Genomic DNA, 25,258 nt, shown 5'->3' with positions numbered 1-25,258 from the left:
GGATAAAAATGGCTAGAAAGAAAAACGGAAACGGCAATGGTAACGGCAAAAACTTCAATTCTCAACAGGCTTTAAACACAGCCATTAAAAACATATGCGATATTATGCGCCGGTCCAATTGTGCAGGTGCGTTGCAGTACGTTCCGGAACTAACCTGGATTTTATTTTTACGCATCCTTGACCAACGGGAAATGATTGAGGCAGAAGAAGCTGAAGCAGTGGGCCTGGAGTTTACCCCTTCCTTAAAGCCACCATATAGGTGGCAGGACTGGGCAGCTCCGAATGGTGCCAAGCGCAAGGAACTGCAGGAGGGAGCATTAGGGGCATTCTTCAACTTTGTTAACGGGGAGCTGTTGCCTTACCTTAAAAGCCTTAAGGAACAACCAAATGCTACTCCAAGGCAAAAAGTAATAAGTGAGATAATGTCTGGTGTAGAGCGAGTGCGTATTGATACTGAACGAAATATGCTCGATGTCCTGGATAAAGTACATGAAATTAGATTAGATAATGTTGATACTACTCATATGTTTACCTTATCCCAGGTATATGAAGGTTTACTTTTGAAGATGGGAGAAAAGGGAAATGACGGAGGGCAGTTCTTTACACCGCGTCAGGTCATCAAAACAATGGTTAAGATAATAGATCCACAACCTGGCCAGACGGTGTATGATCCCTGTTGTGGTACTGGAGGTTTTTTAGCTCAAGCATATGAATATATAATGGGAAAATTAGGAGAAGATATAACTCCTGAACAGATAGAAACCCTTAAAACAAAGACCTTTTATGGTCGGGAAAAAGAAAATCTGATATACCCTATTGCTTTAGCAAATTTGGTACTTCACGGCATTGACCAGCCTAACTTATGGCATGGCAATACGCTAACAGGCGGTGAAATTTACGGCGGTCTTTTTCAGGATGCTCCAGGCCTTTACGACATAATCTTAACCAACCCGCCTTTTGGTGGCAAAGAAGGGAAAGATGCTCAAACCCAGTTTGATTTCAAGACCAGTTCAACGCAGGTACTTTTCCTGCAACATGTTATAAAAAGCTTGAAGCCTGGTGGCAAATGTGGAATAGTACTTGACGAAGGGGTTCTTTTCCGCACCAATGAGAACGCTTTTGTTCAGACTAAACAAAAATTGTTGGATGACTGTGATGTTTGGTGTATTGTTAGTCTTCCGCCTGGAGTATTTGTTACAGCAGGAGCTGGTGTAAAAACTAACCTGCTTTTCTTTACTAAAGGAAAACCAACAGAAAAAATCTGGTACTATGACTTATCTGATATTAAAGTAACCAAAAAGAATCCATTAACAGAAGAACACTTTGAAGAGTTTTTCCGATTGCTGCCTGAACGTGCCGACAGTGAACGCAGCTGGACAGTGACAAGGAAAGCAATTGAGGAAAAAAACTATGACTTAAAAGCCGTGAATCCACATGCTAAAACTGAAGAGGACACACGTACACCTGAGGAACTGCTAGATATTATTGAAGCTAAGGGCCGTGAGATAGTAGAAGCATTATCGGTTTTAAGAAGAATAAATTAATTATTACCTCCCCCCCAGGCGAAACATAACCCGGCTATGTTTTCATATAGCCGGGTTTTCTCTTGCAGTACCACATCAAACCATTATATGCGGACCTGCAGAATTACATGAATTTTTTTTACCAATCAGCAGGAAAATTTCATTCAACAACGAATATCATAATATGAATTTAAACACTGAAAAAAAGGGGGGTTGAGAATGGCGAGGAAAAAACTGCCTGAACCTTGGATTAAGACTGTCCGTTTACAGCCCCTTTTTCATCAGGATATTATTGATTTTCTAGAAAGCTGTGAAGATCAATCAGTAATCTTAAGAGCAGCCTTAAGGCTGGCAAAAGATCGTCCTGACCTGATCGAGCAATATATCAAACTGGACGAAGCCCGGCAATTCGATCAAATCACATTAAACGAATGGATGAAGAACTGCTCATAAAAGAGAGAAAACCTCCCCTGGTTTGGCCGCCGCGGAAGGTTTTCTCTCTCCAACCCCTCATTTACAAGGGGAGCAGTATACGCTTTTGTAATACCTATTCTACGCAAAAATAAAATTTCCTGCTAAATCGCAGGAAAATTTTCAAGGGAAAACAACAACCAAATATCGGGTTATAAATTGCTGCCAACAATTTATAACCACCAGGCATAAGGGCAGGGTTTTGGAAAAATTAAGAAGCCATTACCCCCTGGTTTCCTATTGCCCAAAACAACGGTTAATGGTTCAAAAAAATAAAGCCATTAACCCTGCTTTCCTATTGCCTTTTTTGGTTGTTCACCTTTTATTATAACAATTTTCTCTGACTGTGCAAGAGGTTAAAAAAAACAAATTTTGACGAATCTAAAAAAATTTTGGCTTTAACTTTGCCGAAAGGAGGGGTAAAGAGTGAATCTGCCAGCTCAATACAGATCCGAAATATCTGCGCAGGAAGCTCTTCACTTCCTCCTCAAGGAAAGCCTTATCGATACGGGCAAAGAAAACTGGAAACCCGGCCATATCTTTCTTGCCGACCTGATGAACAACACCCTGGTTTACCATCGGTCTTACAAGACCTTTAACAGTCTCTACAAGCAAATAGAAAGGGCGACCTATTTCACCCCCAACGCCTTTTACCGCAATGACCGCCGGGACCGGCAGGCACTCCGCTGGCTTAATGCAATCTTTGTAGACATTGATGACCCGGAAACAACCCTTATTGACATCCTGGAAGCGGTTGATGCTGCCGGCCTGCCGGTCCCCACCATCATCAATAAAAGCCCCAATGGCTACCATGTTTACTGGAAAATTGAGCCGGTATGGGCTACCCCGAAAGCCATCGGCTTATATAACGCCCTCACCGAAGCCGTTGCCCAGGCCATTAACGCCGACACTAATGCAGTGGGTGCAGAGAGATATCTTCGCATCCCCAAGAATGTACTGTTCTTTGAACCCAATATCTACAACCTGAGCCTTTTCCTGGACTGGCGGGACATCAACCAGACTGAAGTCATAGAGGACAAGCCTGGGGCCGCTGTCTGCATTTTGCCCAAAGGAATACTAAAGCATCCTGCCTTCAAGAAGATGCTGCAGGGCTATGATTTTGTCGGGTACAGGGATCATGCCGCCTTTACCCTCGCACTGGCTATGAAAGTAGAAGGATATTCCGAAGAACAAGCCCTGGAAATCCTGATGGACTGGAATAAACGCAACACCCAAGAGGACCCCTTAACCATAGCTGACCTCAAGACCAAAATCCGGAGTGCCTATAAAGACAAATACAGAGGACCATCAGCCAAGTGGGTCCAGAAGCTTACCGGCATTCCGTTTCACTACCGGTTAGTCAGCAAAAAGAAAACCCGGGAAGAAAGAAAGTATCTGCATTTGGATGAGATCAAACAGGATATCCTTAACCTGCTCAGAGGAAACGGCGGCATTATTCAGATCTCCCAGGCCAAACTGGCTGAAAAAATAAAGGCACCGCTCAGGAGCGTCAAAAAAGCTCTGCAAGCATTAAAAGAAGAGGGGGTAATAGAACAAAAAACAACCGGCCAAGGCAGAGCCGCTAAAACTGAATACAGATTGACTGCAGCCGCCCGCAATAAAGTCGTAACCGCCAAGAAGAGGAATAGCCACCAGGCCCAGCAGAAGTTAACAACGCCATATCAACTGACTTTAGAGGTCGTAAACGGAGAATGGATATTTTACAGCAGTAAATCGCCACCCCATAATCGTGGGCCAGACACAGGCTAACTAATGGTGCAAAATCGCAAACACCCTATAGCCGTCGCCGTGAGCGGTGTCGGGGTAATGCTACCCTGTTTTAATAACTAGGGTATCTCTTTTCTCTTGTCTTTATTCTTTTCTTGCCTATAATGGAGATATCTGGTCTGGCATTGCTATTACATGGTATATAAGATATAATTTAACTGTATTGTAAAACTTGTAGAAAAGGTTGTAGCTATAAAATCTGCTTGGTATTGGGGAAAAATGGCCCCGCCGCGCCTTATTTCCCCTATGACACGCGCCCCTATTTTGTCGGCAAAGCCTCCAAAATTTCCTGACCTCGCCCTTGCATCATCGCAGAGCAAGGCCGAGGTCAGGAACCGGGGCGCTGTCTCCGCTTTGGGCGCGGCGGGGCCTTAACAGCAGTTGCTTTTCTCCCAGTATTCCTCTCCGGGTATTCCTCTGGGGTCCTTATCTGAGCTTCTCTCTTGGGTCCTGGATTAGCTTTTCTTCTGGGTCCTATGATTAGTCTTTCTCCTGGGTCTTAGCGAAGCAAGTGTAAATTTTGGGGTGGGGGAAGGTGGTTGCGCTTGCGTCTTACTGCGGCAGATTTGATGCTGATCCGCTGGATCAACAAGTATAAGCGGGCTACGGCTTACCAGATGGCCCAATACCTGGGAGTATGCCATCAGAACGTCTATCGTCGCCTGAAAAGGCTGGTGGACAACGGTTACCTGGTGCATGAGCAGATCTTCTATGCACAACCGGGTGTTTATTACCCGACCCATAAAGGAGTAAGTGCTGCAGGGGATGTTCTGTCTCCGGCCAGGGTTAATCTGGTAGAGTATGAGCATGACCTGAAAGTGGTGGATGTAGCTCTTCACTTCGAGAAGAAGTATGGTTACTGGAAAAGTGAGAGAGAGATCCGGAGTGAGAAGGGCATAACCGGGTTTGGGGTTCAACTACATATCCCTGACGGCATAACCAGGATAGGGGATGAGTATGTCGGCATAGAGGTGGAACTGACCAGGAAAGGGAAAGAGCGGTTGAAGAAGATCTTCATGCAGCATCTGCGATCAACGGATTACAGCCAGGTTTGGTATTTGGTGGGGGATGAAAATATACGGCAACACCTCTTGCGGAACATGGATCAGAGAGTCAAGTCGATAGTGAAAATCTTTGATCTGAAAGAGGTGGAAAGCCTTTGAACTATGGCTACAAAAAAGACAGAGATGTAACCTCAAGGTTTTACTTGGCTTTATTGATTGCAGCAGCAACCGTAGCCGCTTTGCCTGCGATTATTGTTGGCCTGGTTTATAGTAACGTAACGAGGCGATTAAATCTGAAAATCCGGGTTCATGCCGCTGTTGTCATCGGTTTGGGATTACTGGCGGTTATAATCCACAAAAGCTTTATCGGCTATTTTGACAGCATAAAGGCTTTAATCAAGTACCAGACCTATGCCGATTTTGATTGGTTATCAATGCTCCTGCTGGGGTTGGTTATTGGTCCGGTCTTAGGGGCTGGATTGGAGATCTGGTATCAAACCAGACCTGCCTGGGTAAAGCAGAAAGAGCCGGAAAGGGAAGTGGATTTCAGAGGACCGAGGTATGAAAGGGTTCTCACGAAATTGACTTCAACGGCTCACCCGGAAGATGGTGTTCTGCTTGGAGTTAATGAACAGGCCAAACCGGTAGTAATTACGGATGAGGAATTCAACAGCGGTGGCTTGATCTTAGGAGCTACCGGCGGCGGCAAAACCACCACTATCAACAACATAATCGAGAGCTGTTGTCAGAGAGGAATACCGGTTATTTTTGTAGATGGCAAAGGTTCCAAAAAACAGGCTGCCAGGTGCATGAAACTGGCTCAGAAGTACGGGCGCAAGTTCTATTATTTCTCCATGACAGGGCAGAGCCATAATTACAACCCTATGGTTAACGGTGACCCCACTGAACTGAAGGACAAGCTCATCTCAATCAGTGAATGGACCGAGCCGCATTATAAGGCGATATGTGAAAGATACCTGCAAACAGCCTTCCAGATTTTCAGAGAAGTTGGCCATAAAGTCGATGTAGTGAATGTTACGGAGTGGCTGACACCAACCGCATTGAGTGCTCTTCTGAAAAAACTTCCCGAACAGAAACAAGAAAGATACGCCGCAATTATAGATGAACTGGATGAAAAAGGAGTCAAAGGGCTAATAAACCGCCTGGCAATTTTCGCCGAATCGGATATTGGCCATAAACTTACCAGCAAGTCACCGGTAGTTATTGACCTCTATAAAGCCATCAGTGAGCATGCGGTAGTGGTCATGTCCATGGATAGCCTCAGGTTTTCTGAGTTTTCACGGGCTTTAGGCAAAATGATCGTCAATGACCTTAAGACAGTAGCATCCAGGATGTTGGAGGAGAATAAGAAGGTATATAACATTTTGGACGAGTTTGGAGTGTTTGCCGGTCCTCAGGTAACAGATCTGATAAACAAATCCAGGGAAGCCGGTTTTCATAACATTCTAAGCACCCAGGAGCTGGCTGACCTCAGAGTGAATGGCAGCACTGTTCTGATGGAGCAAGTCTTTGGCAATACCAACGTCAAGATAATTCACCGTCAGGATGTACCTGATTCAGCCGCCTTTATTGCTGAATCAGCCGGCACCGTTGACAGCTATACAGCTACCATGCAGGTTGATGGGGTTAGGGAAACTGGTGTGGGAACAGTGAAAAAGGATAAAAGCTTTGTAGTTCATCCAGATAAGATTAAGCGGCTCAGCACCGGCAGGGCTATTCTGATTAAGAAAACGCCGGAGTTTAGTGTGGTGAATATAAGGGTCAGGTGGGTAGAGATTTGATAGGTCTTTATTAGCGGTTAGAAAGCAGAAAGGGGAGTTGTTATGAGTTTTGATCCAGGATTGAAAATAGGAGATGTTATTAATAATGAAGAGCTGATGAATATTTTTAAATGTGGTAATAGTGGTGGAATGAGGTTTTCAAAGAAAACAAATTGTCTTGTAATTATATCGGATCATACTAAGGGACTTTATGAAGATAAGTGGATTGGTAATATTCTTCAGTAGCATCTCGGAAAGTCGATGATTGAAATGGGTAATGCTGGATAATTACTTCCAAATCGAACCTTGACAACTTCACATAGCAAAGGTAGCCATAAAGAAAGCATCGCTTTCCTAAAAAAGGATATAGGAAAGAGACCGGTAGTTAGCAGAAGTTTTAACAACAACCGGAAGTTAAGCCTGTTTAATAAAAGAGCTTAGCTAATTAGGCAACTTGTTGAAAATCAGATAAACCAATCTCGGGTAGAATATTGGGTTTTATTACAGAAATCTGAGCATCAAGGTGCTGGTTGATAGCAGCTAGTAACGCTTGCCAAAACCAACGTTTCTTGCTACGAGCTCTGGCCTGTTCAATTTTGTAATCAACGAGAATTCTCTTGAGAGTTCGTTCCACGCTGGTTCTGCGGGCATAGGTTTTTTTCCACTCTTGAGAACCACGGGGAGTGGGGGTAAAGAGGCGGAGATCCCAGTTGGGTTTAGTATAAATTACACGGCCATATTTACTGGGAGAGCAGTTGTCATGATTAGGGCATAGATCAAGTTTCATGTAATTAGGGCAGCGCCATTTAATCCGGCATCTGTCCTGTTGAAAGCCCCAGTTAACCATAGGCAAGCCTGCTGGACAGATAGGTACTCCATTGTCGTTAACAGACACTGCACAGGGATAGGAAGATTTGCCTTTAGCCCGCTTATTAAGATCAATAAAAGCCTCAGTATTATTGGCAGCAAGTAACCGGTAAATATCGTAAACGTCATGAGCAGAATCTAAAATGGCTTTTGTAAACCTAAATTCAGGATATAAGTCCAGTAATTCTGCCCAGGCGAAAACGAAAGTAACGCTATCATGACGAGAACCCTGTACTAAATTTAAAAGTAGAGGCAGGTCATTTGGGCTATTTGCCGAAGTAATAGAGTATAGGGTGTGTCCATAAAACCATTGTTCATGATAGCTGTCCCATCCCCAGTTAGCGTTGGGGTCGGTAAAAGAGCGTTTGCAGTTGCAGCGAAAAATGCCTTTGGAGTGGCATTCGCACAGCTTTTTACCATAGGGACTGGCACCGGTTAGGAGTGGGGCTCCGTCGGCGGCCACAGCTACATTATCTGGGTCGCCAAGCAGGCCTAGTTTGGACGATGGTTTGACGGCACACTCTTTTAATATCATCTTCAAAATTCTCTGCGGTTGTTTATTAAGGACCCTGCCATTTAACACTTGGTTAACAAGTTTTTTCACAATTCCAGGATGTTTTGGAACCAATTTTTCTCCGGATTTGGGACGTTTGCGGCCTTTGGGTTTTGGTTTTTGAACAGCCTTTTGCGGAGCATATTCCAGCCATAAACGGTTGAGGAAATCATAAATAGTACCAACCCCTGGAGTGTGCAGATCAAAACCGCAGATAGTGGCGAGAACAGGATTAGATTTCAGGAGATGGACAAATTTGGTTGGGTCTTCAATTTTGCAATGAACCATAGCAACAAGTATCCTAAAAAGCTCAGGCTGATTCTGGGCCGGTCGTCCAAGCGGAGGATATAAAGGGGCAATAACCTCTTTCAGTGGGTCAAGGTCAAGGACATAGAGTTTTTCGATGAGAGAATGATAGTAGCGGATTTGGGGTTCATGCTCAGGAACTAGAGACTGAAGTTTAGATTTTAACCAGACCTGATAATCTGCATGAGAACGCCAGAAACCTAACAAAGAAATCGCCTCCATCAATCGAATTAGAGGGGAAAAATGCCTCCAACGCGATTATGGGGCGATTTTGAAAAAGTCAAGTTTAAATTATGGTAGATAATAAGAGATAATCGGAGCAATATGGTAATAAATATGATCAATTTGTTATAATGGCTATTTTTGCTATGTGAAGTTTGGGGTTTAGGTTGGGGGTGAACCAGTCCTACCCAAAAGAAAAACCAGTTGAAACAACTGGTTTGGGAGTTTCCGAGAAACTACATTCTTCATTGTAAAGAGGTGATTTATTAATGTATCTTAAGGAATTGTATATACGTAATTTTCGCAATTTCCGTAATGTGAAATTTATTTTTAATAAAGGCGTAAATGTTTTAATAGGTGCGAACGGAACAGGAAAAACCAATGCTTTTCAAGCTTTACGTTTATTATTGGATGATGATTTACCTCGAAATGCTATTTTCCTTTTAGAATCTGATTTTAATCGTTCGTTAGGAAATTGGAAGGGGCATTGGATTATTATTTCTCTACATTTTAATGAGCTTAAAGAAGATGAACCAGCTCAGGCATTGTTTTATCATAATAGTAATTCTGGGCCAGGGCAGGGTAGTTTAAGTTTATATTTTCGTCCTAATAAAACTGTCAGGAAAGAATTATTTGAATTATCAAGGATAAATGATTTTGAAAGAAGAAAAGAAGAGATAATAGATCGACTAAATCAGATTACAATTAATGATTATGAACCTGTTATTGTTGGGAAAGGAACTGCTAACTTTTATGACGATAATGTTTATAAAACAGTCGTTGGAGATTTTCAAAATTATCTGTTCCCAAATCCGGAAGAAGAGGATAAAAAAATTATAGGTGTTCAAACAAATATAAGTTTCAAAAATGATTTTGCTTGTACTTTTGCAAAAGCTCTGAGAGATGTTGTTGGCGAAATGAAAAATAGTCGCTATTCTCCTTTATTAAGATTATTAAATAATGTTGAAATTAGAAATGATGATTCTATAGAAATATCAGAAATGATCCGTAATTTAAATAGTAAAATTAAAAATCTACCAGAGATTAACGATATATCTCAAGGTATTAGTAATTCATTACAAAAAACAGCAGGATTTACTTATGCTCCATATATAGAGATTAATTCAAACTTATCTGAGGACGTACGACAAGCATTAAAATCTTTAAGTTTACAGGCTGGAGAACTTAATGATAAAAATTATCGTGGAGATCTTCGAGAGCTTAGTCTTGGTGGAGCTAATTTAATTTACTTAGCATTAAAAATTGAAGAGTATAAAAGGATAGATCACAATAAAAACAAAATTATGCATTTTTTGCTTATTGAAGAGCCAGAAGCTCATCTTCACCCTCATGTTCAAAAAACTTTATTTCAGAAGTACCACGATTATGATAATAATACCCAAATAATTCTTTCTACCCATTCGAGTCACATTTCGTCTTCATGTTCACTTAATCAAATAAACGTTCTATATCAAGAAGGCAACGAGACTGTGGTTAGCCAACCTGCTGAAGGCATTGACTCGATTGAAGTAAAAAGATTAGAGCGTTATCTTGATGCAACTAGAGCAACTCTTCTTTTTGCAAAATCTATTATTCTTGTTGAAGGCGACGCTGAAATGATTCTTATTCCTTTATTAGTAAAAAAAGTGTTTGGTGTATCTTTAGATGAAATAGGAATAAGTCTTATTAATATTGGTGGCACACAGTTTCAAAATATTGCAAATGTATTTGGTCCTAACCGGTTACATCGAAAATGTGCTATTATTACTGACAATGATTTATCTATAGTTCCATTAAAGCAGGATACTTATGATGACGAGGAATTTCAAAAAAGATGTAAGAGAGTAGAAGAATCGGGTAAGTCAAGAAAAGAGAAACTAGATCTTTATGTCCAAAATAATGATTTTATTAAAGTTTTTTATGCTGATTATACTTTTGAGGTTGAGTTTCTTCGTGCAGGAAATCAACAAATAATTACTGAAGTTTGTAAAGAAATTTATTCTCAGGATTCATATATAAATGATTCTATAAATAAGATTATGGACGCTAATCTTACGGTATCTGGAAAAGAGATTTTACGTCTTGCTGAAAAGGTAGGAAAAGGTTGGTTAGCATTAATGATTTCAGATCATGTTACTAAAGATACAAAAATTCCTGAATATATATTAAATGCACTAAGATTTGTTTCAGATCTAAATGAATTACAAAAGATTGAAATAATAAAATACCGTTTGGGTAACGAGAAATTTGAAAAACTCAAAAAAAGTACAGAGGATATATACGGTAATGACTATACAATAGAAGAATTAGTAAAAGTATATTATCAGCAACACCCAGAAAAATTAATTTTCTAAAGGGGTTGTTATAGTGCTAAGAGATCTTTCACAGGAGCAAAAAGAAATAGTTGAATTTAATGGTAATTGTTTAGTTATTGCTTGTCCTGGAAGTGGAAAGACAAGAACCCTGGTTGCAAAGATTGCTTATGAAGCTAATAGAATTCCATTTAACACTAAGATTGCAGCTATTACATATACAAACAATGCTGCAAACGAGATATCTTCGCGCTTAGAAGAGTTAGGTGTAGATGAAAACAGTTATTGGGCAGGAACAATACATTCATTTTGCTTGCAGTGGATTTTACATCCTTTTGCTGGCTTACTTGAGGAAACTCGTTATGGGTATGTAATTATTGATGATGAAAAAAGTAAAAAAATTAAAGATGAAATAAGTAAAAATATTAAAGTTGAAAATGAAATAAATAGGGAGTATAAAAAACGATTAAGAGAACTTCGATATGTTGATTTTGAATTAATATTAGTTTATTCTTTGGAAATATTAAAAAAAAATCTACATATAGCAAAAAACATTTCAACTATATTTCAATGGATACTAGTTGATGAGTATCAAGATACTAAGGAATTGCAGTATTTAATTATTGGAGAAATAATTAAATCTCGTGAAAATACAACTAAGATTATGTTTGTGGGGGACCCTAATCAAGCTATTTTTGGCTCTTTAGGAGGTGTAGCTAAACAAAAAGATGAAATTAAGGATTGTATTGGAGGATACGAAGTAGAGGAAAAGTTTCTTACTGGTAATTATCGTTCTTCAAAAAATATTGTCAATTTTTTTAAGTTTTTTCAAATTATTGGGAAAAACACAGAAGCTATAGGGAAGTATAGTGAAAGTAATTCTATTATTAAATTTGAAGATCAAACAATTTCGAAAGATAAACTTCCAGTATATATAGGTAACTTAATTAATGAATTACACAAAAATAATATTCCTTATAATGAGATTTGTGTTATTGCCTCGAAATGGAATAATCTTATTGAAGTAGCTAGAGCAATTCACCAAAATTTTCCTAGTATTCCATTAGATGTACCAGGTTTATTACCTATTGTAAAAGATGAGAATAATATTTTTTTTCATTTTGCTCGACTTTTTTTGGTTACACCATCGCCTGATTTAATTACTTTGCGAATAAAGTGGGCAAATTCTTTGCTTAAAAAACTAGAAACAGTAATTCCAAATATTATTAATATTGTTCCAAATGGAAAAGTGTTACTAAGGATAATAAATAAATTTTCTTGTGATGAGATAGATGGATTGAACTATCTTGAACAAGGTTTTAAGTATATAGAATCTGTACTTGGTATCCAATATTCGGATTATAAACAACTTGAACAATCATTAAATTCTTTTATGGATGGGTGTCGAGCGCGCATAAAAGAAAGAAATATTGAATCTTCTATTCATTATTTTCGGCAAGCATTTAGAAATAATCAAGGGGTGGTATTTACAACAGTCCATAGCTGTAAGGGGTTAGAATATGATACTGTAATTGCATTTGGTCTTTTATGGGGGTTTATTCCTCACTGGGATGATATAATTAATTGTTCTAATGAATACTCTGAATGTATATCAAAAAAATTATTATATGTTATTTGTTCTCGTGCAAAAAGAAATATTTATTTGATTTCAGAAAGTGGTCGTTATACTCAAAAGGGTAATACTTATGAAACTAATCATCATCTCAAAGAGATTTGGTGCAATAATACAAAATCAGAGGTTTTTAAAGATATAATTTTAAGATAATATAATAAATGAAAATTGTCACAGAATATACCGTTCTACGACGAAAACAGGTATAATGAAAAGGGGAAAACTTTGAAAGACCGTTTCATTATCTCCCAAAAAACTTGTCGTAGAATATTTTTGGCGGTGATAGCTTTGGAACGAAACTGGATTGAAGAATTTATACAGGATCGAAAATTGGGTTTCAAGGAAAAATCTATCAAAACCTATTACAATGAATTGCTGAAATTTGCAGCCTGGTTTGAAGAGAATGCTGAACGCAAATTTCACCCCCAGGAAATAACCCCAATTGATTTAAAACAGTACCGGGAACACCTGATGCAAACAAAAAAGCCCACCACAGTTAACAAAGCGGTGGCTTCCCTGAAGAATTTCTGCAAGTGGGCTGTAGCTCAGGGTTATATAGAAAGCAATCCAGGGGAGAGGATAGGTTTTGTGCCGGTGCAACGAGGACTGCCTAAATGGCTGGACCGCAAAGAACAATACCGGCTTATCCGGGTTGCTGAAAAAGATTCACCCAGAAATTATGCCTTAGTTATGGTCATGCTTCATGCCGGTTTGCGGGTGCAGGAAGTAAGTGATCTGCGCTTAAGCGATGTTTCTATCTCTGAAAGAAAAGGCACCATAGAGGTACAATACAGCAAATTTGATAAAGGCCGTGTAATTCCATTGAATAAAGATTTGCGGGAGGCAATGTTGGCGTACTTGAAAGTAAGGGACTCAGAGAGCAAGTGGTTCTTTGTCAGTCAAAGATCGGAGAAATTAAGCACCCGGGCTATTCAGCATGTAATTGCGGACCTTGGTTATAAGGCCAGAATTCAGGATTTAACCTGCCACAGGTTAAGACATACATTTTGTAAAAACCTGATAGATGCAGGTGTTCCCCTGGATCAGGTGGCCATATTAGCCGGCCATTTTACTTCTGGAGGAATGCCTAATCTAAAGTCTACGATAATCTATACCCAGCCAGGGGAAGCTGATTTGTTAGCAGCAGTTGAAAAGATTGCCTGGGATTAAGGTTTAACCTTAAGCAAAGGAAAACGTGCCTAACGAATATAAGCCCAAGCCTAAAAATTAACTTTGGTTATTTTTGCATAAAAAAGGGAAATAGAACCATTATGTCGAATAAAAAATAATTTAAAGATTAGAAGACATGCAGCTCGGGCTAAGACCATGTAGACATGGGAAAGTTGCCACTGGAGAATATATGGAATCCTACCGACCAGGTATTGTAAAAAATAAGCGGTCTGGTTGTAGTTACCCATATTCATCCCAAATTATGCACTGCCGTTATAATCAGCTAAATTATTGTTAAAGTGAAATTCTGAGATTAAGCGAGAAAAAAGGAGAAATTTAAATCTTATTGAGGGAGGTTATATTAATGAAAAAAAGCATTATAGCATTTTTTTTGATTACCCTGGTTTTGGCTCTGTCTGGATGTGTACAAGGTAAAATCCATATTACGGTTAACGAAGATGGAAGTGGAGATGTAGCAATTAGAATGGGTATGAATTCGACGCTTGTTGCACTAGCAGGAGAAGGGGGTGATCCCTTTGATGAAATGATAAAAAATGCTGAAAAGGAAGGTTATACGGTATCCAGATTTAATGAAGGCGAACTAATGGGCTTTCAAGCTAAGAAACATTTTGAGAATATTAAGGATAGCTTTGACCAGGGGGCTTTACTAAACAACAAAATCAGAGCAGATAAAGGTAATTTTAGCATAAAAAAGGGATTGTTTTTTGATACATACAATATTAAGACATTTATGGATATGACATCATTAGCTGTTGATCAGAACGCAACGGAAGAAGAAAAGGCCATGCAACGGGCTATGTTAAACCAGATCAAATTTGATTTAGCTATGACTTTGCCGGTAAAAGCCGAATACCACAATGCTTCCATGGTAATTGACGATGGTAGAACTTATGTGTGGAACCTTATACCAGGAAAAAATAACGAAATAATTCTGGAAGCCAAAGTACTTAATACAAGAAATACAGGGATCGCCGTTGCTGCTGTTATCCTGATTGTAATTGTTGCTGTTTTGGTTATCGTAAGAAAGAAAGGCCAACAAATTCATAGTTTTTCAGTAGATAATTAAAAAGGTACTCTGTTATTAGTTTTTATATGTATATATAAATGGTCTTGATAGTTTAAACATAAAGAAAATATCAGTCGAGGGGGTTCTAAGTTTATCATCCTAAGGTCTTCCTTCTCCTGGTGATGATGGGGAAACGATAGATATTTATTATGGAGAAAAAAAGACAAGATAATAAGGACGGTAAATGAAAAATGAGAAGTAGAGGAAATAGTATTATGTTCAATATCGGCAGACTCCATTATAACTTAGACCGTTCTTGTTCTCTTTTCAGCAAAAGGTGCCAGTTTATCCGGCACCTTTTGCCGTCCGGGTCAGTCTTAATCAAGCCCCGGCCCTATCGGGCCGCAGGGCACAAAAAATCCCCCTTTGCGGGGGGTTAGTCTAAAGGCGGGTTACATACACCGCACGGCTCATAACCCTTTTTTCTGGTCTCTTTAAATTTTATATAAAATAAAGTTATTAGAGATATTAACAATAAACTGCTCCAAACCCATGTAGCTATATTGCGATATAACATAGTTTCGTTAATTATTTCGTTTAATGCTTTTTCTTTAGCTTGATTATAATATTTTGATGTATCGAAACCGTACTCTGATAAGCTCCATAAAAGACTTAAAGAAAATTTACTTGGTCCAGGTGTGTACCTTGGGTCTTTACTCATCTGCTCAATCTTGCTTCGGATATTCGCCATATCTGGGCTTTTTAATAAAATTTCATTTACTCTAGCCTCAACTTCTTTTTTTTCTATATTAGGGATTTCGCGAATTTTTTTTGTTGGGCTATATATTTTTATCCATTCTTGCCCGGTCCACCGATCTTTTAGATAAACTATCGCATATTGAGGTGTTGTTTGAGTAGGCCCCTTTTCCCATCGAAAAGGCCATGCTAATAATAAGAGCAAAGATATTAATGCTGGAATAATCCAAGGCTTTTTCATCTCATAAACCTCACTTATTTTTTCTAATCTAAAGGCGGGTTACATACACCACACGGCTCATAACCTTTTTTTCTTGCATCTTTTGGGCTATCAAATTTAATTAAATTGCCAGGCAATATCTTTTTAGCCCAGCGGCAATCGGGGTAATGATATTTATTGCTCTTAATTGAGCCTACAAAATAATCTTCCGCAATTTTTTGGGCAGCCGAGCTTGAATTATTTATTTCTATTCCCCATAGACCTCTATTGTTTTCACGGGCTTCACGCTGCAGTTTTACAAAAAGGTCAGAGTATTTAACATTAGGCGGAATAGTCATTACTTGAGCATATCCGTCAATTAACAGCTTTGCATTAAATAACTTAGCGCGTATCTCTTTTTCAGACTTGTTTACCGGTTTTTCCAGCCAGACATATGCCAATAAACGACCGTATTTGTCCCTTTCCTGGACATCTTTTTCCAGGTAAACCTGCTTTCCAGTCAGTTGAGAGCGGGTAAACTTTTCTGCTTCTGGTCCATAAGGTTCTACCGGCTTGCTGGGATGATGAGTTTCTGGAGTATTTACTCCGATAAGCCTTACCTTTTCTTCAACACCGTTTAAATTGACTTGTATTGTATCGCCGTCAATTACTGATAACACCTTAACTGGAGCAGCAAAGCTGTTTTGTTTTTTTGCATTTATAGGGTTTTGGTTTGTAGGTGGCTGTTCTTTTTTTACCTGTGGCTCTGTTTGAATTTGCTGCTTTATTTGATTAGAAGATTTTTCTTCTGTTTGAGAAGTATTGCTGCAACCGATATTGATAAGTAGAGTGCAACAAATTACAGCTATTGCAATTAATTTCTTATACATAACTTATCCCATCCCTTAAATATTAATATGGAGGATCACAGACTTTGCAGGGTACATATCCTTTGCTTTGGGCATCTTTAGGGTCTGTGAACCAAATCTCATTATCTGGTTTAATTTTTAGTGCCCATTCACAAGTTGGATAATGGTATTTATTGCTTTTTACTGATCCTACAAACTGATATGTTGCTTTTTGCTGGGGCGAAGATACTGGCTGATTTGACTGTGTACTGCATCCATTAAGAATTGGAATTAACATAAACAAGACCATTAAAAAGGCGGCAAAATACCTGCGGGTTTGCTTAAGATTTTTCATAGTACACCTCCTAATGAAACATTTTTTGGATTAAACAACCATTAATAACCATATTCTACACATATAAACAATATCCTTTCGCATTGTTTTTTTGGTTTAAGGATTTAAAAGCATTCCCGCCGCAAGACAATTCCGCCCGGCAAGTAAAATCCAGGGAAAGCGGGCGAAATAGTCTTGCTCCCCTTTTATCAGCGAACCGTGCCGGATGTAACCGGCACCGTTCGCCGTCCGGGTCAGTCTTAATCAAGCCCCGGCCCTATCGGGCCGCCAGGGGCTTCGCAAAAAATCCCCCTCTACGGGGGATTTTTTGCTTCGGGGCTTGTCCCCTTGACCCGAGCGGCTGCATCAGGCCTTGCGGCTGACGGTACACGGGATGTACCCAAGGTACCGGTACCGCTTGCGTACATTGCAATAACCTGTGATTCGATCTCATTTGCAGTAGTTTGATACTTGCCGATAACTTGGGGTACAAACTCCCCGTTACGGTCTCTGGGGACTAAAATTTCTGTGTTTCCCATTCTGGTTTTAAGGGTCTTTTGCTATAACCATTACGACTGTTTCCGGAATTAATCCTAGCAGGAGAATGTTTCTCATAACCTAAGTGTTGCTCCAATTCGGCTTCAAGCATTTGTTGGATTGTGTCTGCAAAAAGTGATTTCAATGCCTCATCTTTATGGTATTATTAACCATTTGCACAAAACCCTAAACATTCTCCTGTTAACAATAACCAAATTCTAAGGCTTATAAAAAACGATGCCGAATGTTGCCGGCACCGTTTTTGTAAGCGGTTACTTTTTATATCTTAATATATTTGATAAGATGTGTTCTTGTACTTAAGATCCTTTTTGTTTAAATATCTCTTTTTGAATGCTTAAATATTTTCTAAAAACGATTATATTATCTTTTATTGATGCATTATTTATAGGGGTTGGGATCAGCTTGTTTGTATTATTAGCCTCATTTAATTGTTCAATATAATTTCTTATCAAATCGATAATAGTATTTATTTTTTCAAAATCTTGTTGATTGATTTTTATATTATTAGAATTAATTTCATTTATTAAACTCAATATTTCATCACATTTTTGTTCTAGTTGTTCTATTTTATTAACATTTAAATTGTTTTGTTTTACATTATTTATATAAGTTTCAAACAAATTATTAATTTCTTCTTCCAATTTTTTGAGTTTTTTAAACTTACGACTATATACGATAGCAGTAACAGCAATAGCACTGCCAGCAATAACAAGTGCTGCTACAGTTTTTTTTGGATTAATAGATTTGGCTGTTGCTTTGTTTGCTTCTTTTAGATGATATATAATCTCACCATTAACATTTCTCACTAACCCACCTATTCTTATTAGAGTCCCATCATTTAATCCTTTTTCAACCCAGCTTGGTATTTCAAAAGGAACGTTTATAATGCCCATTTTTTATACCCCTTTCTTGATTTTGTGATTTTAGGCATCCCTCTTATTTAAATTAAATTATAGCCATCTTTTGATAGAGGGATGCCTAAAATAAAATTTTTAAACTCCTCAGCAGCTTCAATCTTGCGATTTATATCATCAATATCATTTGAGTTTACCATTTCTTCAAGATTAGCCAAATATTTTTTCCATTCATGTTCCAAGTTATCAGTTGCACGATTAAAAGCTTTTATAGTATCTTCCCAATATTTTTTTATGACAGAAACAAATGTATACAAAACCTTCCTTTTGTCAAATTCATTAATGATATGTTTAGCCAACCTCTTTTCCCAGTTTAATGATAGAAGTGAATATACTGAAACTGCTGCGAGAATAGCTAAAGCTATGGCTAATACAGCTGGTCCGCCAATTGATGATACGGCCGTTATTGCACCTGCTGTACCACCTGAGACTGATATTCCGATTGCTGATAAAAGGCTAACTCCTTTAGCAACCAGAATATAACCGCCTAAATTTCCCATTGCAGAGGCCCAAAATGCTAGTCCACCGAGAGTTGCCACACCTGCTAAACCAGCAGTAAAGGCTCTTTTTGCATCAAATGAAAAATTAGTTGAGAAATTTAAATCAACAGAGTAGTCTTTTCCGAATTCTTCAAGATACATATCGATCTTATTTTTAATGTCAACATTATTCCTTTTAATTATTTTATTCATTTCATTTTCTAATAACGAAATAATGTGGCTTACAAGTAACTGAAAATCATTTTTATTTTTCTTAAATCTTTTTTTCTCGATTATTGATACAATATTATCTACGGACATAATTTGGTTGTATTTTTCTTCAAAAGATTTAACAGAAGAAGTGGATAAACTATTGATATAATCAATCATTTCTTGCCTTTTTCTTTGATTGTCTAATTCTCTATTAGGTTCATTATTTTTTATTTTTTTTAATAATGCTTCATATTCATTGCGCTTGTTGATAATATTTTTGTATTCTTCTATTTCTTTATCAATATTACTTCCAGTATTTTTGATATACTGTTTTATGAAATTAATGGATTTTTCATAAATTATGAGTGGCAGCGTTTCTATTAGGGATTTAAATTCATCTTCGAAATCTTTTCTCAAAAGTTCATTGTCGGTAGTATAAGTAAAAAAGCGACCTCTTATATCATTAAAGTTATAATCATATCCTGATACTTCTTTTCTATCATCCCAAAAAGATTCTGGTAATACTGTAAGAAATCTTTTACATCCGCTATCAAGTATGTTTGGTAACTCTTCATAATTAACAGTATGAGCATGGGATGCAAGGATAAATAGATTTGCTAACGGTTTAAGGTTATTTGCACTTTTGTTTTCAATTACTGTTAAAGGGTAAATAGTTTGTTTGAGATATTCAATACTAGTGTTTTGCATGAATTGGCCAGCATGTGACATGAAAATTAAAATATCTGCAACATCCTTTGCTTTTAAAGCTAACACATCATCTTCGGGCCGATCGCCTACTCCGAAACCTGGAAGGTCAATAATATCACAATTATTTAAGATCTCACTATCAACAAAAATTACGGCAGCCCCTGCTTGTTCCTTTTCAAAAAATTTACCTTGTCTTGTTCCGTATTCTTTAAGGATATCGGCGCTTCCGCTTGCTAGTTTCCAAGAATTGCAATAATTTTCATCATATAATCTTCTTTCATCCCAACCTAATTCGCCCTCTGGAGGAGCTTTAAAAACCCAGACTTCTTCTTTAATATATTGAGGCCTATCATTGATATGTTTTATATAAACAGCAATCGAAGTTGTAGGTGTCCATTGTGCGGGCATTTTTTCTGATCCAATTAATGTGTTTATTAACCTACTTTTGCCCACATCAGAATGACCTACAATTGCAACCTTTGGTTTTGAAAGCATAATTTCTACTTTTTCTTTTAGATCGCTTATATGTTTGTTATAAATTTTTTCCAAGTGATTGCAGTGCTTATTAATATAGTCTATAATTGTGCGTTTTGTAAGATCACAATTCTTCCATGTATTTACTGGATTCAATGGTCTTGGAGTGGGGCGTTTATAACTGACTAGTTCATCGATAGTTGTTCCTGCAAGTTTAGCAATTTTAGCTAATAGATTGAGAGGAATTTGATCCGAAGATTGTTCTAGTCTTGAAATATAATCCTGTCGTACGCCAAGATGATTAGCTAATTCTTCTTGTGTCATTTTTAATTTGTTTTGCCGAAAATCCTTAAGGTTGAATTCGAAAAGATTAAAATCAAGTGTCATAATATCAACTCCTTTTATACAAGCTATCTATTTCATATTTTAACATAATAAACCAAATAATCAATATTAAATTATGCAAAAACGCATATTGATTATTAGATAAATGCAAAAAGGCATAAACGCTTTATTTAAATAGATGCTGTAGATCAATAAGTTATATAGTTTATTTAAATAGCTTAAGGTTATTTAGTTTTGAACACTCTCCCGGGCATTCCCGCCGCAAGACAATTCCGCCTGTCGGCGAAATAGTCTTGCTCCCTTTTATCAGCGAACCGTGCCGGATGTAACCGGCACCGTTCGCCGTCCGGGTCAGTCTTAATCAAGCCCCGGCCCTATCGGGCCGCCAGGGGCTCCGCAAAAAATCCCCCTCTACGGGGGATTTTTTGCTTCGGGGCTTGACCCCTTGACCCGAGCGGCTGCATCAGGCCTTGCGGCCGACGGTACACGGGATGTACCCAAGGCACCGGTACCGCCGGCCGACAAAAATTATAGCCGCTCGGGATCAAGGGGAAGCCAAAGGCGCCTCCGGCGGGCGACCTCCGGTTCCGGGATGGCTGGAATGGAGGCTGATGTTATGAGCAAGGTGTACGAGATTGTAACGGAGCGGATCATTAAGAAGCTGGAACAGGGTACGGTCCCCTGGCGACAGCCGTGGCGCAATGCCATAGCTGTGAACTGGAAAACCCAAAAACCTTACCGGGGAATTAACTGCTTTTTGCTGGAGCCGGGAGAATATGCTACCTGGAATCAAATCATGGAGGCAGGCGGCAAAGTCAGGCCGGAAGAAGCAAAGAAATTTCAGATTGTGGTGTTCTGGAAGTGGCTTGAGAAGGAAGATGGGGAAACCGGCGAGATTGACAGGGTCCCTCTCCTCCGCTATTACAAGGTGTATGAGATTAACCGGCAGTGTGAAGGTTTGGAGAGCAGACGCAAGGATGAAATTTTTGAGCATGACCCTATAGAAGAAGCGGAAAAAATTCTGGCTGGTTATAAGGATGCGCCCAGGATTGAGTATCAGTCGGGCCAGGCCAGCTATAACCCGCATAGTGATAGCATAAAAGTGCCGCCGTTACAGGATTACAGAAAAGCTGAAGAATATTACTGCACGTTGTTTCATGAGCTGGTCCACAGCACCGGGCATTTAAAAAGGCTGAATCGCCCTGGTTTTGCTGAGATTGCGGCCTTCGCTTCGGAAACTTACAGCAAGGAAGAATTAATAGCTGAATTAGGGGCGGCGATGTTATGCGCAATGGCCAGGATAGATAACAGCACTATTGATAATTCAGCCAGCTATATTGCCAGTTGGTTAAGAAAACTCAAGAATGATAAAAGGCTGATTGTGCAGGCGGCGGCTTCCGCTCAGAAGGCGGTTGACTATATTTTGGGGCACGAGGCGGACTGCTAGGCAGGTGCCTGGCAGTCCTTTTTGACGAGAAATAGGTGTAATGATTCTAAAATTGGGGCATAGTATGGATATGAGGCTGTATAGGTTGGGACTATACAGCCATAGAGAACGGGCTGCTAGGTGATCCGGACATCAGCAGCCCGTTTATTCTCGTTGAACTTGACTAAAGTCACTTTGTTTTAGAACGAAATGATCATCACATAGATCTTTTAAATAACCGGCCTTTTGTTGATCCACGATTCCAACTACTATATTTTTACCCAATTGCCGTACTAAACGAATTGCTGGTTCGTAGTCAGTATCTGCACTTAACAGGACTGCCTCATCGTAAGCATTATGATAAGCTAAAGAAACTAAATCAACAGCTATATTTACGTCAGTACCTTTTTCAATATAAATATCCTTTCCATTTGTGTTCTGCCCAACATATTTAAGATAACCGGCTTTCGCAATACAATATGGAACATGTTTGTTTAATGTATCGATAAATTTTTTTGTGGTAGCTGCTTTAGCTTTGTCGTGGCTGCTTATTGCTGTATAGTAATATAATCTTTGCAATTGACCATTTCTTATGTTAGCAATATAATTCGCCAACTTTCCATAGTCAATTCTCTGTTGAATACCATTAAAAAGACTTGTAACAGCACTTTCAAAATTGTTTCCATCAATAAAAACCATAATTCTCTTCACGTTTTTCTCCTCCTAATAATGACTAAAAGCGCTAGCTCCCAATGCTAGCGCTTTTTATAATTCTCTAAGCAATCGAATTCCGAATATTCGATTGCGTAATTTCCTTAATAAGAAGCATCTCCGAGCGATGCCCTTCATTAATCTCTAGAAGTTGAAGTCCGAACCTTCTACTTCCAGAAACAATTATAAAAGATTGTCCGGTACAATGTCAACCTGTAAATCCAAGACATAAGCGGGTTTTGGGTAATTTCTATAAATTTTCTTATCGTTTTTCAAAATTTTCCCCAATTCTTAAAAAATTCACCTCGAATTAAAATATATAGCCCGGAAAGTGGAAAGTGTATTGCTTGAAGGAATATTAAAGCAAATTCAAGAATGTTATCAATCAGGAATTGTTTAATAATGCGAATACATTAAGTAATATTATTAACAAAAATAAAAACAATAGCAAAAATAATAGTAATAACAATATTATTATTATTATTATTGTATTATTATCAAAGTAGAGGGATGGCTGTGACTTACAGAAAGTTGTTGTTGCTGGTTGGGTCCGGGGTTTTGGCAGTGGGCGTTATTGCTATTCTTAATGGCATTACTCCCCTGGTTGCACTTGTTTTGTTGCCGGCGGGATGGTTTATATATGGGAGGTTTGTTTTGCGGCCGGTTACACGGTATTTTTACCTGGAGATGGTCAGCGATAAGGAATTAGCGGTTCATTTGAGGGTTGAAAAGATACGAGGCAATTATGTTCCGGCAAAGGATTTTCGTTTGTTTTTGCAGAAAGTCTCTGAAATGAGACGAAACGGGGTTTTGCGGCAGAAAAGGCTCAGGGTTACCTCCCTGTTGATCAGGCCGGAGTATGCCAGGAAACTTGGTCTGGATCCGGTAGAAAGGGGTTTATTTTTGAGGTTGTTATATTGTGCCTCCTATTTCATCAGATACAAAGGCAGATTGGATAGATGGGCGGACACCAAAAGGAAGTTCAGGAACGGGCTTTATACGGTGATCATTGATTTAGATGGGAGGTTGTTGAGGTGAGGCTGGTGGAACTGGAAAGATGTATCGCTGCAGATGGAGGTTTTTGTATTAAGGGCAGGAATGATAAAGGGGAATATGTGGAGCTGGAGCTGAATGACGGGTTGGTGGAACAGTTGTATCAGGAAATCAAGGGTTATTTTAGCGGCGAGACCGAGGAGGAACGCCAGCTGAAGGATTTGAAGCGGCTAAGGCGCAGGCTTTACAGCAGGTTGAAAGGAAAGCTGGACCAGGAAGAAAGGGAAAATATTTTTACAAGCTATCTGCTTATTAAGCAAGTGATTGAGAAAATGGAGGCTGAGGCCAGAAGTTAGAGCTGCCCCCACTCCCCTATTGGTTTACCATTATATACATAAGTAAACTATGAAAAATTGTTTTAGAAATAAGGAAAATAGGGTATTATTAGATTAAGTGAACCGGTAAACCATGGTTAACCTATTCAGATTAGGAGGGAGCTGGGTAAACGATGAGTGAGGAACGGGGTTTTTTGCCGGAAGATGATCGGACCAAGAAGTTTGCGGTCAGCACTACGGAGGCAACGGCGGAAGAGTTTAAAAGGCTGGCTGAGAGTGCCGGACTGTCTCAGAAGGATTTATTTGCGGCCATGATTGACCTGTATAAAGCTAATAACGCAGTGGCCGGGGTTAATAAGGCCAAGGAGATTCAGGATCTGACCAGGCATTTGAAACGAGTGGAAGAGATATTTGTTGCGGTGGTGAATGAACTGGGTGACTGCCGGGAGGAAGCTCAGCGGTCAATACAGATGCTGCAACGCCAGAAGAATGAAGAAATTGATTTGTTGAAACAAGAGTTACAGTCTTTGCGCAGTTTGTACTATGAGCAAAGGAACAAAGCTGAGGAATATGAGCGGACGGCCAATGAAGCCAGGCGCACAATTGAGCTGATTGAGAAGGCCAATGCCCGGCTGGATGAAGAAAATAACGTTCTTCGACAACGCCTGCAGGAGCTGGAACAGCTGGGCGAGGAAAAAACCAGGTTGTTGCAGGAAAATGAGACGCTGGCAGCCAGGGTTTTGGCTTACCAGGCTGAAATTGAGAAGCTGAAGCTTGAGCATGACAAGGAGAAGTTTCAGCTGGAAAGGGCTTTGACAGCGGCTGCGGATGAGCAGAAAAGAAAAATGGATGCGGAAATGGATGCTCTGAAGGCCAGGATCCATGAACTTGAGACGGAAAAAAACAAGATATTTGAAGAGCTTTTACGTTTGAGGGCTGAAAGGTAGTTTGCCCCCTCTCCCCCGCTCCACTTTTTTGCTGGAGCGGTTTATTTTTTTATTTTGGGCGCCTTAACCGCCACCCGCTGCGGGTCGATAACTAGAGCCTCTAACTCCGTCCTGCAAGGCAGGCCGAAGCAAGAGGCTCTACGTTCCTGACCCTCGGCCCCTGCGGGGCACCGGGTACCCGGCGGGGCGCGTTAATGTTGTTAATATAAGTAATTATATTAAAGTTAACAATAACATTTATACTAACGAAAACAATAGCATTATTATTAGTATAAATAGTTAAGTTAACAATAAATATATTACTTGTAATGTTAATAATGTTTATGCTATGATTAGTAAGAGAACGGAATTATTTAGGGGG

At 39.1% G+C, this 25,258-nt stretch carries 21 protein-coding genes and 1 pseudogene; 14 read left to right on the top strand and 8 right to left on the bottom strand.

From position 1 onward, the window contains the following. The first annotated feature begins 8 nt into the window (after window positions 1-8). The 6 genes from CTH_RS13895 (at window position 9) to CTH_RS13870 (ending at window position 6,813) form a co-directional block, all read left to right on the top strand. Entirely contained in the window at window positions 9-1,544 is a 1,536-nt protein-coding gene (locus CTH_RS13895; RefSeq protein WP_107754399.1) for a class I SAM-dependent DNA methyltransferase, read from the top strand. 198 nt (window positions 1,545-1,742) lie between these two features. After that, on the top strand, window positions 1,743-1,976 hold the full coding sequence (locus CTH_RS13890) for a hypothetical protein (RefSeq protein WP_107754397.1): 234 nt from the start codon (window positions 1,743-1,745) through the stop codon (window positions 1,974-1,976). A 444-nt stretch (window positions 1,977-2,420) separates the two neighbouring features. Continuing rightward, window positions 2,421-3,764, top strand: a complete 1,344-nt coding sequence (locus CTH_RS13885; RefSeq protein ID WP_107754395.1) for a winged helix-turn-helix transcriptional regulator — start codon at window positions 2,421-2,423, stop codon at window positions 3,762-3,764. Window positions 3,765-4,321: 557 nt separating this feature from the next. Beyond that, window positions 4,322-4,945: a hypothetical protein gene (locus CTH_RS13880; RefSeq protein WP_107754393.1), complete on the top strand. Its 624-nt coding sequence runs from the start codon at window positions 4,322-4,324 to the stop codon at window positions 4,943-4,945. Further along, window positions 4,942-6,588 carry a type IV secretory system conjugative DNA transfer family protein gene (locus tag CTH_RS13875; RefSeq protein WP_107754391.1) on the top strand — a complete coding sequence of 549 codons (1,647 nt, stop codon included), beginning with the start codon at window positions 4,942-4,944 and terminating at the stop codon, window positions 6,586-6,588. Before CTH_RS13880 ends, CTH_RS13875 begins: the two co-directional genes overlap by 4 nt. 42 nt (window positions 6,589-6,630) lie before the next feature. Further along, entirely contained in the window at window positions 6,631-6,813 is a 183-nt protein-coding gene (locus tag CTH_RS13870; protein ID WP_175577340.1) for a hypothetical protein, read from the top strand. 199 nt (window positions 6,814-7,012) lie between these two features. On the opposite strand, the gene CTH_RS14485 is transcribed toward CTH_RS13870, so the two are convergent. Continuing rightward, window positions 7,013-8,500 (bottom strand): transposase, encoded by a 1,488-nt coding sequence (locus tag CTH_RS14485; RefSeq protein WP_318262843.1) that lies wholly within the window; start codon window positions 8,498-8,500, stop codon window positions 7,013-7,015. Window positions 8,501-8,784: 284 nt separating this feature from the next. On the opposite strand from CTH_RS14485, the gene CTH_RS13860 reads away from it, so the two are divergent. The 4 genes from CTH_RS13860 to CTH_RS13845 all read left to right on the top strand — a co-directional run bounded on the left by CTH_RS13860 (window position 8,785) and on the right by CTH_RS13845 (window position 14,717). Beyond that, complete coding sequence (locus CTH_RS13860) at window positions 8,785-10,869, top strand: ATP-dependent nuclease (RefSeq protein ID WP_107754389.1); 2,085 nt, start codon at window positions 8,785-8,787, stop codon at window positions 10,867-10,869. Between the two features lie 13 nt (window positions 10,870-10,882). Continuing rightward, window positions 10,883-12,613, top strand: a complete 1,731-nt coding sequence (locus tag CTH_RS13855) for a UvrD-helicase domain-containing protein (RefSeq protein WP_107754386.1) — start codon at window positions 10,883-10,885, stop codon at window positions 12,611-12,613. Window positions 12,614-12,748: 135 nt separating this feature from the next. Then, window positions 12,749-13,630 (top strand): tyrosine-type recombinase/integrase, encoded by an 882-nt coding sequence (locus CTH_RS13850; RefSeq protein ID WP_159073903.1) that lies wholly within the window; start codon window positions 12,749-12,751, stop codon window positions 13,628-13,630. A 364-nt stretch (window positions 13,631-13,994) separates the two neighbouring features. Beyond that, the gene (locus CTH_RS13845; RefSeq protein ID WP_107754382.1) at window positions 13,995-14,717 is read left to right on the top strand and encodes an LppM family (lipo)protein; all 723 of its coding nucleotides are present in this window, start codon (window positions 13,995-13,997) and stop codon (window positions 14,715-14,717) included. A gap of 376 nt (window positions 14,718-15,093) precedes the next feature. Here CTH_RS13845 and CTH_RS13840 read toward each other — a convergent pair whose 3' ends face one another. The 6 genes and pseudogenes from CTH_RS13840 to CTH_RS13815 all read right to left on the bottom strand — a co-directional run bounded on the left by CTH_RS13840 (window position 15,094) and on the right by CTH_RS13815 (window position 20,527). Further along, window positions 15,094-15,654 (bottom strand): hypothetical protein, encoded by a 561-nt coding sequence (locus tag CTH_RS13840; RefSeq protein ID WP_107754380.1) that lies wholly within the window; start codon window positions 15,652-15,654, stop codon window positions 15,094-15,096. Between the two features lie 23 nt (window positions 15,655-15,677). Continuing rightward, window positions 15,678-16,502, bottom strand: a complete 825-nt coding sequence (locus tag CTH_RS13835; protein WP_107754378.1) for a thermonuclease family protein — start codon at window positions 16,500-16,502, stop codon at window positions 15,678-15,680. A 22-nt stretch (window positions 16,503-16,524) separates the two neighbouring features. Beyond that, on the bottom strand, window positions 16,525-16,815 hold the full coding sequence (locus tag CTH_RS13830) for an Ada metal-binding domain-containing protein (protein WP_107754376.1): 291 nt from the start codon (window positions 16,813-16,815) through the stop codon (window positions 16,525-16,527). Window positions 16,816-17,198: 383 nt separating this feature from the next. Further along, window positions 17,199-17,482, bottom strand: a pseudogene (locus CTH_RS13825) (transposase); the annotation flags it as partial. A 166-nt stretch (window positions 17,483-17,648) separates the two neighbouring features. Beyond that, window positions 17,649-18,245, bottom strand: coding sequence for a hypothetical protein (locus CTH_RS13820; RefSeq protein ID WP_107754374.1), 597 nt, complete (start codon window positions 18,243-18,245; stop codon window positions 17,649-17,651). 47 nt (window positions 18,246-18,292) lie between these two features. Continuing rightward, window positions 18,293-20,527 (bottom strand): helix-turn-helix domain-containing protein, encoded by a 2,235-nt coding sequence (locus CTH_RS13815; RefSeq protein ID WP_107754372.1) that lies wholly within the window; start codon window positions 20,525-20,527, stop codon window positions 18,293-18,295. 574 nt (window positions 20,528-21,101) lie between these two features. Between CTH_RS13815 and CTH_RS13810 the strand changes: the two genes are divergently transcribed. Continuing rightward, on the top strand, window positions 21,102-21,932 hold the full coding sequence (locus CTH_RS13810) for an ArdC family protein (RefSeq protein WP_107754370.1): 831 nt from the start codon (window positions 21,102-21,104) through the stop codon (window positions 21,930-21,932). Between the two features lie 144 nt (window positions 21,933-22,076). On the opposite strand, the gene CTH_RS13805 is transcribed toward CTH_RS13810, so the two are convergent. Then, window positions 22,077-22,622, bottom strand: coding sequence for a LabA-like NYN domain-containing protein (locus CTH_RS13805; RefSeq protein ID WP_107754368.1), 546 nt, complete (start codon window positions 22,620-22,622; stop codon window positions 22,077-22,079). Between the two features lie 516 nt (window positions 22,623-23,138). Between CTH_RS13805 and CTH_RS13800 the strand changes: the two genes are divergently transcribed. The 3 genes from CTH_RS13800 (at window position 23,139) to CTH_RS13790 (ending at window position 24,897) form a co-directional block, all read left to right on the top strand. Beyond that, window positions 23,139-23,660 carry a hypothetical protein gene (locus CTH_RS13800; protein WP_107754366.1) on the top strand — a complete coding sequence of 174 codons (522 nt, stop codon included), beginning with the start codon at window positions 23,139-23,141 and terminating at the stop codon, window positions 23,658-23,660. Continuing rightward, complete coding sequence (locus CTH_RS13795; RefSeq protein WP_107754364.1) at window positions 23,657-23,971, top strand: hypothetical protein; 315 nt, start codon at window positions 23,657-23,659, stop codon at window positions 23,969-23,971. Before CTH_RS13800 ends, CTH_RS13795 begins: the two co-directional genes overlap by 4 nt. Before the next feature lie 152 nt (window positions 23,972-24,123). After that, a complete protein-coding gene (locus CTH_RS13790) occupies window positions 24,124-24,897 on the top strand; it encodes a hypothetical protein (RefSeq protein WP_107754362.1) in 774 nt (257 codons plus the stop codon). Window positions 24,898-25,258: the final 361 nt, after the last annotated feature.

The sequence above is a fragment of the Carboxydocella thermautotrophica genome (assembly GCA_003054495.1).
Taxonomy (GTDB): Bacteria; Bacillota.
This window is presented reverse-complemented; position numbering and strand designations above follow the sequence as displayed.

Bases quoted from the DNA above. Each gene is read 5' to 3' on its own strand.
- CTH_RS13815 (WP_107754372.1), bottom strand. From the start codon at position 20,527: ATGACACTTGATTTTAATCTTTTCGAATTCAACCTTAAGGATTTTCGG.
- CTH_RS13810 (WP_107754370.1), top strand. From the start codon at position 21,102: ATGAGCAAGGTGTACGAGATTGTAACGGAGCGGATCATTAAGAAGCTG.
- CTH_RS13830 (WP_107754376.1), bottom strand. From the start codon at position 16,815: ATGAAAAATCTTAAGCAAACCCGCAGGTATTTTGCCGCCTTTTTAATG.
- CTH_RS13895 (WP_107754399.1), top strand. From the start codon at position 9: ATGGCTAGAAAGAAAAACGGAAACGGCAATGGTAACGGCAAAAACTTC.
- CTH_RS13840 (WP_107754380.1), bottom strand. From the start codon at position 15,654: ATGAAAAAGCCTTGGATTATTCCAGCATTAATATCTTTGCTCTTATTA.
- CTH_RS13820 (WP_107754374.1), bottom strand. From the start codon at position 18,245: ATGGGCATTATAAACGTTCCTTTTGAAATACCAAGCTGGGTTGAAAAA.
- CTH_RS13890 (WP_107754397.1), top strand. From the start codon at position 1,743: ATGGCGAGGAAAAAACTGCCTGAACCTTGGATTAAGACTGTCCGTTTA.
- CTH_RS13790 (WP_107754362.1), top strand. From the start codon at position 24,124: ATGAGTGAGGAACGGGGTTTTTTGCCGGAAGATGATCGGACCAAGAAG.
- CTH_RS13845 (WP_107754382.1), top strand. From the start codon at position 13,995: ATGAAAAAAAGCATTATAGCATTTTTTTTGATTACCCTGGTTTTGGCT.
- CTH_RS13835 (WP_107754378.1), bottom strand. From the start codon at position 16,502: ATGTATAAGAAATTAATTGCAATAGCTGTAATTTGTTGCACTCTACTT.
- CTH_RS13870 (WP_175577340.1), top strand. From the start codon at position 6,631: ATGAGTTTTGATCCAGGATTGAAAATAGGAGATGTTATTAATAATGAA.
- CTH_RS13860 (WP_107754389.1), top strand. From the start codon at position 8,785: ATGTATCTTAAGGAATTGTATATACGTAATTTTCGCAATTTCCGTAAT.